The sequence below is a fragment of the Carboxylicivirga caseinilyticus genome (genome assembly GCF_050589785.1).
GTDB lineage: Bacteria > Bacteroidota > Bacteroidia > Bacteroidales > Marinilabiliaceae > Carboxylicivirga > Carboxylicivirga caseinilyticus.
This window is the reverse complement of sequence record NZ_JBNGOX010000076.1, coordinates 1-7,633: the sequence shown is the minus strand read 5'-3', so window position 1 is coordinate 7,633 and position 7,633 is coordinate 1. Positions and strand designations below refer to the sequence as shown.

At 35.1% G+C, this 7,633-nt stretch carries 7 protein-coding genes; 4 read left to right on the top strand and 3 right to left on the bottom strand.

The window, feature by feature from the left end; translation table 11 throughout:
- Positions 1-104 precede the first annotated feature (104 nt).
- Entirely contained in the window at positions 105-1,250 is a 1,146-nt protein-coding gene (locus ACRD62_RS22090; RefSeq protein WP_430822257.1) for a 1-acyl-sn-glycerol-3-phosphate acyltransferase, read from the bottom strand.
- Positions 1,251-1,485: 235 nt separating this feature from the next.
- Between ACRD62_RS22090 and ACRD62_RS22085 the strand changes: the two genes are divergently transcribed.
- A complete protein-coding gene (locus ACRD62_RS22085) occupies positions 1,486-1,830 on the top strand; it encodes an STAS domain-containing protein (protein ID WP_430822256.1) in 345 nt (114 codons plus the stop codon).
- A 381-nt stretch (positions 1,831-2,211) separates the two neighbouring features.
- Here ACRD62_RS22085 and ACRD62_RS22080 read toward each other — a convergent pair whose 3' ends face one another.
- Both ACRD62_RS22080 and miaB read right to left on the bottom strand, forming a co-directional pair.
- Positions 2,212-2,559 (bottom strand): carboxymuconolactone decarboxylase family protein, encoded by a 348-nt coding sequence (locus ACRD62_RS22080; RefSeq protein ID WP_430822255.1) that lies wholly within the window; start codon positions 2,557-2,559, stop codon positions 2,212-2,214.
- A 14-nt stretch (positions 2,560-2,573) separates the two neighbouring features.
- A complete protein-coding gene (gene miaB, locus ACRD62_RS22075) occupies positions 2,574-3,935 on the bottom strand; it encodes a tRNA (N6-isopentenyl adenosine(37)-C2)-methylthiotransferase MiaB (protein WP_430822254.1) in 1,362 nt (453 codons plus the stop codon).
- A gap of 218 nt (positions 3,936-4,153) precedes the next feature.
- On the opposite strand from miaB, the gene ACRD62_RS22070 reads away from it, so the two are divergent.
- The 3 genes from ACRD62_RS22070 (at position 4,154) to ACRD62_RS22060 (ending at position 7,519) form a co-directional block, all read left to right on the top strand.
- The gene (locus ACRD62_RS22070) at positions 4,154-4,996 is read left to right on the top strand and encodes a universal stress protein (RefSeq protein ID WP_430822253.1); all 843 of its coding nucleotides are present in this window, start codon (positions 4,154-4,156) and stop codon (positions 4,994-4,996) included.
- Positions 4,997-5,069: 73 nt separating this feature from the next.
- Complete coding sequence (locus tag ACRD62_RS22065) at positions 5,070-5,507, top strand: SPOR domain-containing protein (RefSeq protein ID WP_430822252.1); 438 nt, start codon at positions 5,070-5,072, stop codon at positions 5,505-5,507.
- Positions 5,508-5,617: 110 nt separating this feature from the next.
- Entirely contained in the window at positions 5,618-7,519 is a 1,902-nt protein-coding gene (locus tag ACRD62_RS22060; protein WP_430822251.1) for an amidophosphoribosyltransferase, read from the top strand.
- Positions 7,520-7,633 lie beyond the last annotated feature (114 nt).

The following is a 7,633-nucleotide window of genomic DNA, read 5'->3' as shown; positions in this document are numbered from 1 at the left end:
AATATATTATTATGAAAAACAAAGAGGCTAATCGGTAAAGATTAACCTCATATATTTTCCTTTTTAAGTATTACTTCTGAAATCGCCTTTTTATGCTTGTACAATTATTTTTCTTCTGAAGTATAAAAGTTTTTTACAGGGTTTGCATACATCTCTAAAAGAGCTTTATGAAGGAACTCCCTATCTCCATCAATTCTCGACAAATGTTCATCTAAATATCCTAAGAAAATTGATTTGTCTTCTTCTGTATATTTATCTGTGTGTCTGGTATGATTGGTGAATAAATCGTCGGCTACAAAATTACCTGGATAGAACTTATAGTTATTATGAATTTGCTGATCAATCATTTCTGCTAAACCCTGTAACTGATCATTCTTGGGTAAATCATTTAATTTATCCAGTTGGGTTTTGTTAATCGGTTTCCCGAAACCGAAATGTACACGTCCTTTTCTTCCTCTTAATCCGGCACCCATATGCTTCAGGTCATCAGCCTGTGTCTTTTTGTAATCCGGTTTGTCGCGTTTCATTTGAAATTCCAATGCTTTCAAATAATCGCAAGGATCGTACTCGTAGGAAATTGATAGCGGAACAATAGTTAATTCACTGAAGTTTTCAGCAAATGAACCAGCCCCACTCATATTCATCATCTTTAAAAGGCTAACTTGCGTACGGTCATCTCCATCTTTAGAGCGTCCCTCACGCTGAGCAATCCAGATACTTTGATTTCTTTCAACAAGTGTTTTTCTAATGTAATGTGAAAGTCGCATTGAACTTTCCAGCATTTGGCGTACCGGTAAATTGCGGTTAACAATGAATGTTTTATTGAGCTTAACTAAATCTGTTATCCATGGAAAAATCAATAGATTATCACCAATAGCAATTTCGGTCGTATTCAGTTTGTTTTCAACCATTAAGATATTAAGAATGGCAGAGTCAAGAACAATATCACGGTGATTGGATATAAAAAGGTAGTGCCCATTCGGATCAAGATCTGTTAATCCTGAATGAGTGATCCCTTTTGTTGTGGTTCGTAATACCTCTTTTACATATGGATAAATGACTTCTGTTTGAAATTCATTTACACTTTGAATACTTAATAATTTTTTAAGGAAATTTTCAGTTGAAAAGTTGGGATATAAGAACTTGATTAATTCCAGAAAATCATGTTCATTCTTTAATCGCTCAAAAACTTCGTGTATTTCGCTGTCTTGATAAGGACGTATCGAATCAAAGTTTAACTCATTGACCATATTGTACAAAAAATTGTTTGATACAAAATTAACTCAATCAATCCGTATTAGAAAGAATATAGGCTTTTATTAATCTATGAATGTGTTTGAAATAATGGAATAAATCCAAAAAATGGAAAAGTTTTTAATTGATGGAAAAGTGATCAATTGTGAATTTATTAAAAAGCAGTAAATCAGTAATATATAATTTGTGGCACATGCATTGTTTTATTGTTTGGCATAAATACCCATAGCCATGATAAAGATAAAAGTTTTTAAAAATACCACGTTAGTATCATTTGAGAGTAAAGAGAATTTGGATATTAAAAATTCAGGAGATCTTAAATCTCGTATGATGGAAATAATGAAGCGACCATTCACAAATTTAATTGTGGATCTTGAAAAAGTTGAGAAGGTAGATGATGAAGGTTTGAATGCCTTAATGGCGGTTCAGCGTTTGTCAGAAATAAATCAAAGTCAACTAAGTCTGTTTAACGTGAAGGAGGGAGTACTTAAGTCAATGCGAAAGTATGATCTTGATCATTATTTCTTTTTTTGTGACCGTCCAAAGCCCTTTTCTGATGACCTGTTAATGGTTTAATTAGTAAAGGATAACCGGGAAGAGCGCTTCCCGGTTTTATAAAGCATTTTAATATATTAATTAAAACCGGAAGCTTTTTGTTTCCGGTTTTTTTATAATAAAACTCCATGCAAATGGGTTAGAATAATTGAAGATAATCTTTCGTAATTTCCTATCTGCTGATTAAGGTTTATCTCATTGGTATGAGAGATACGATCAATTGGGTGTCACTATAGTAATTGGTTAATGGATCTTGAAATCTACTGGCAGTGGATTTGATCAGATAGAAGACTGTTGCCTCAAAAGACATTATAGGTTTTTAGCCAAGAGTTGATGCTATACCCATAATAAAAAAAAAGTAAAAGCACCTCTGTCAGGTGCTTTCAGTGATTATTGAATATTTTATTCCTCTTCTTGTAATATTTCCCAATATTCAATGGCTCTTCTTGTATGCGGGATAACAATTGTTCCTCCAACAAGATTCGCAACAGAGAAAATTTCCATCATCTCTTCAGTGGTCACACCTTGTTCGTAACATTTCTCCAGATGATATTTGATACAATCATCACATCTTAAAACCATCGAACTAACCAAACCCAACATTTCTTTTACCTTGGTAGATAAGGCTCCCTCCATGTAAGTGTTGGTGTCAATGTTAAAAATTCTCTTAATAACCTTATTGTTGCTAGCTAAAAGTTTCTCGTTCATAGCAGAGCGATACTCCCTGAATTCCTTAATTTTCTCGTTCATAATTGGGCTTGTTATTAATTTATTGAAATGCCTTTCAAGGTTGCTGAACCGGCATCTGTGATTTTTACCATAACAAAATCACCTTTTTTAAAGTTTTCTTTTGGAAAAACAACAACTTTGTTTTGTGAGGTTCTTCCAAAGAGTTCTTCCTTCGACTTTTTGGATGTTCCTTCTACCAAAACTTCAAAGGTTTTTCCAATATCAGCCTTATTACTTTTAACAGATAATTCTGTTTGAAGATCTATGATTTCCTGAAGTCGCTTTGATTTTATTTCTTCTGATACATTATCTTCCAGATGTTTACTTGCATAAGTTCCCGGCCGTTCAGAGTATTTAAACATAAAGGCTGAATCATAACCAACCCATTGCATTAATTCCAGAGTTTGTTTGTGATCTTCTTCTGTTTCGTTATGAAATCCGCAGAAAACATCAGTTGATAACCCACAATCAGGAAGAATAGTTTTAATAGCTGTAATTCTTTCCATGTACCATTCTCGATCGTATTTGCGATTCATTAATTTAAGAATCTTACTGCTTCCCGATTGCAAGGGTAAATGAATGTGATTACAAATGTTGGAATGCTTGGCCATGACTTTTAAAGTCTCATCACACATATCCTTTGGGTGAGAAGTCGTAAATCGAATTCGCATCTCAGGGAAATTACCGGCTACATAATTTAACAGACCAGGAAAATTTAATTTGTTGCATTCATTTCCGGTCCAGTTGTATGAATTAACATTTTGCCCCAGAAGGGTAACTTCTTTAAAACCTTTGTTTTGTAAGTCTTGTATTTCTCTTTTTATGCTCTCAGGTTGTCTGCTTCTTTCTCGTCCTCTGGTATATGGAACGATGCAATAGGAACAAAAATTATTACATCCACGCATAATTGAAACAAAACCCGAAATACGGTTTTTACTAATACGTGAAGGAATAACGTCTGAGTAGGTCTCATTTGTTGAAAGTTCAACATTGATGGCTTTGTCACCATTTTCGGCCATCCCAATCAAATTAGGTAAATCCATATAGGCATCAGGTCCTACAACAATGTTGGCACCTTTTTCAAATAGCTGATCCTTTACTCTTTCAGCCATACATCCTATGATTCCGATGATAAGGTCAGGATTATTTTTACGCATGGCAGTTAATTGCTGCAAGCGCCCCATGACTCTTTGTTCTGCATTATCTCTGATTGAACAGGTATTAATAAATATGGCATCAGCCTGTTCCATTTCGTGTGTTATGCCGTAGCCATCCATCTCCATCACTGATGCTACCACCTCGCTGTCAGCTACGTTCATTTGACATCCATAGGTCTCGATAAAAAGCTTTTTACCAGAATTAGTTGATGTCAATGGTTTAATGTTCTTTAAGTCCATTTTGAATATATCGGGAAATATTACATTTCTCAGTTTGAGGCTGCAAATGTAATGCTTAGTTCATGAATGAACAATATAAAGGGTTGTTTTAAATGATATTAACGATTCTTCCAAATAATGGAAATTAGTAATTATATGTATTGATAATGTTTTGATGGGTAAATAAATCCATTAAAAATTTACTATATTTATATTGGTTAATTCTAATTCCGAAATCCATGAAACGAATTTTAATCCCGATTGATTTTTCAGAAGCTGCATTGAATGCAATGGAATATGGTATTGCAGTTGCCAATCATATCAATGCCAATGTTCGTATAATGCATGTTAAAACGGGTTTGCATTATGCACCTACCTATGCAAAAAATCAGGCAGAATACAGAGTCAATGAAAAAGTGGATGAATGGTTAGTGGATCTGATCAAAAAATATGATGATGATTATGTTGTTCCTGGTGGTAAGTTCGACTTTAAGGTAAGAGAAGGAAATGTTGTACACGAGATTAGTAATCAGGCAAAATATGATGATTCGAGCCTGATTGTGATGGGTTCACATGGAGCTTCAGGATTTCAGAGTAAGTGGATTGGGAGTAATGCTTATAGTCTTGTAGCTCATGCACCCTGTCCCGTTATTGTTCTAAATCAGGAAATGAAATGGAATGGAGGTATTAGAAAAATTGTTGTTCCTGTTGATTACACAAAGGCTAGCAGAAAAAAAATTCCTGTAATTGCTGGTATTGCATCAGTATTTAAATCAAGAATTTTTTTGGTGGCTGTGCGTGAATCAAAATTGCAATATTTATTAAAGCGTGTGGCAATGTTTAATCGCCAGGTTGAAAAGTATTTTGTGACACGTGCAGGAGTTGAAGTGGAGAAATCAGTTTTGGTAGGTAAAAAACCAGTTCAGAGATTGATTTCATTCGCAGAAGAAAAAAATGCTGATTTAATAACAGTCCATGTTAATCACACACATAATCCTTTTGTGAATATTTTTAAACCCTTTGCTAATGAGTTGATCAATAACTCATCGAAGCCTGTTTTGGTAGTGCCAACATATGAGTAAGGCATAATCTTTGGATGAATGATTTTTTAATGGCAAGATTGTTTATCTTTGTGGCTTCCAAAAAAGGATTAGAATGAAGTATTTTATTAGCCTCATTTTTATATTTATTGGTTTTACTGTCATTGCTCAGACTCAAAATTTGGAAGAGGAAGTGCAAACAGTAAAAGAAGGAGAAGGTATTATAACCATTCATCAGGATCAGGGGATTGATTTTCTGATGGAAACCATGGTTAAAGAAAATGCCCGTCAGGAAGGTGTGGATGGTTATCAGATACAACTCTTCTCTGGATCAGGTCCTAACGGAAAACGTCAGGCCATGGAGGTAAAAACAAAAATATTGGAGGAGTTTCCTGATGCTAAGATATCAACCACGTACAATCCACCTTTTTGGAGGGTTCGTGTAGGAAATTATCGACATAAGCATGAGGCATTGCCTTTGTTGAAAGATATGAAAGAGTTTTTTCCGAACTGTTATGTGGTGAAGGGAACTGTAAGAATGGAAAATTTGTAATTAAGATAATAGGAAGCCGGATCAGTCCGGCTTCTTTTTTTTGTTTTATCCAAGTTGGGTGATTAGAAAATTGAATTTAAATTTGCGCATCATTTTTTTAAGTAAACATCATGAGTGATCAGATTAAGCACGAGTGTGGTATCGTTCTAATTCGTTTATTGAGGCCGTTGGAGTATTACCAGGAGAAGTACGGTACGTGGATGTATGGTTTGAATAAACTATACTTGTTAATGGAGAAACAGCACAATCGCGGTCAGGACGGTGCAGGAGCTGTAAACTTAAAACTTGATCAGGAAGCAGGAAAAAAATATTTTTTCAGACAAAGATCGAATAAGACAAATCCTATTAAGGATATCTTCGAAAGAATTAATGAGCCATTCATTAAACTGCAGGATCATGAACCTGAGTTATTAAGAGATACTCAATATGCCAAAGAGAATTTACCTTTTGCCGGAGAGTTGTATTTAGGACATTTGCGTTACGGAACTTTCGGTAATCATAGTATTGAGTATGTGCATCCTGTGATGCGCGAAAATAACTGGAGATCGCGTAACCTGGTAATGGCAGGTAACTTTAATCTTACCAATGTTGATGAGATTTTCAAATCGTTATTTGATTTAGGTCAGCATCCTAAAGATTACACGGATACAGTAACCATTCTTGAGAATGTTGGTCACTTTTTGGATGAAGAGAATGAGATGTTGTTCAGAAAACATAAGAATGAAGGTTTATCAAATCGCGAAATCTCATTCGGTATTGAAGAAGAACTGGATGTAAGACAAATTCTGGAGCGTTCAAGTCGTCGTTGGGATGGAGGTTATGCTTTAGCTGGAATGATTGGTCATGGCGATGCTTTTGTAACTCGAGATCCTTGGGGAATTCGTCCTGCATGGTATTATCAGGATGAAGAAATTGTAGTGGTTGCCTCTGAACGTCCTGTGATTCAAACAGCCATGAATGTTCGTTCTGTTCAGGTACAGGAAATAAAACCTGGTCATGCACTTATAATTAAGAAAAATGGTACTGTAACTGAAGAATTGGTACGAGTGCCTCAAAAACGCACTTCTTGTTCGTTTGAACGCATTTATTTCTCTCGGGGCAGTGACAAAAAGATTTATCTTGAGCGTAAATCTCTTGGTCGTCTGTTAGCAAAGACATTGCTTGATAAGGTGAATTATGATATAGAAAATACAGTCTTTTCATATATTCCGAATACTGCAGAAACAGCCTTCTATGGTATGATGGATGGTATTCGTCAGGAATTGGATCAGGTTAAGAAAAGAAAGATTCTGGAAAAAGGAAAAGATATCACTCCGGAAGAGTTGGATGAAATTCTTGCAGTTGAACCAAGGGTTGAGAAAATTGCCATTAAGGATGTTAAGATGCGTACATTTATTGCGGATGATAACAGCAGGGATGATATGGTAGCACATGTTTATGATGTTACTTACGGCATTGTTAAAAATGGTGTGGATACCCTGGTTATTATTGATGATTCAATTGTACGCGGTACAACACTTAAGAAGAGTATTCTTCGAATTTTGGATCGTTTACATCCTAAAAAGATTATAGTTGTATCATCGGCACCTCAGATTCGTTATCCTGATTGTTATGGAATTGATATGGCTAAATTGAAAGATTTCTGTGCTTTCTCTGCTGCCATTGAGTTGTTAAAGGAATCAGGTCAAGAGAAGGTAATTGATGATGTTTATAAGAAATGTAAAGAACAGCAAAATCTTCCAAAAGAAGAGATCGTGAACTATGTGAAAGAAATTTACAAGCCATTTACGCCAGAGCAGATTTCTGATCAGATTGCTAGAATGCTTCGTCCTGATGATATTGATGCTGAAGTGGAATTAGTATATCAAAGCATAGAAAATCTTCATGAAGCCTGTCCGGATGACAGAGGAGACTGGTACTTTACAGGTGATTATCCAACACCTGGAGGAAATAAGGTGGTGAATACTTCTTTTATCAATTTTGTTGAAGGAAGAAGTGGAAGAGCATATTAAAATATGATAGAACATTATTTAAAGAGGGTGTCCAAAAAGTGATTCTGCAAATAAGGAATCTTTCAAATTGTAACTTTACTTTCATTATACCCCACCAAACCTCCCCTAAAAGGG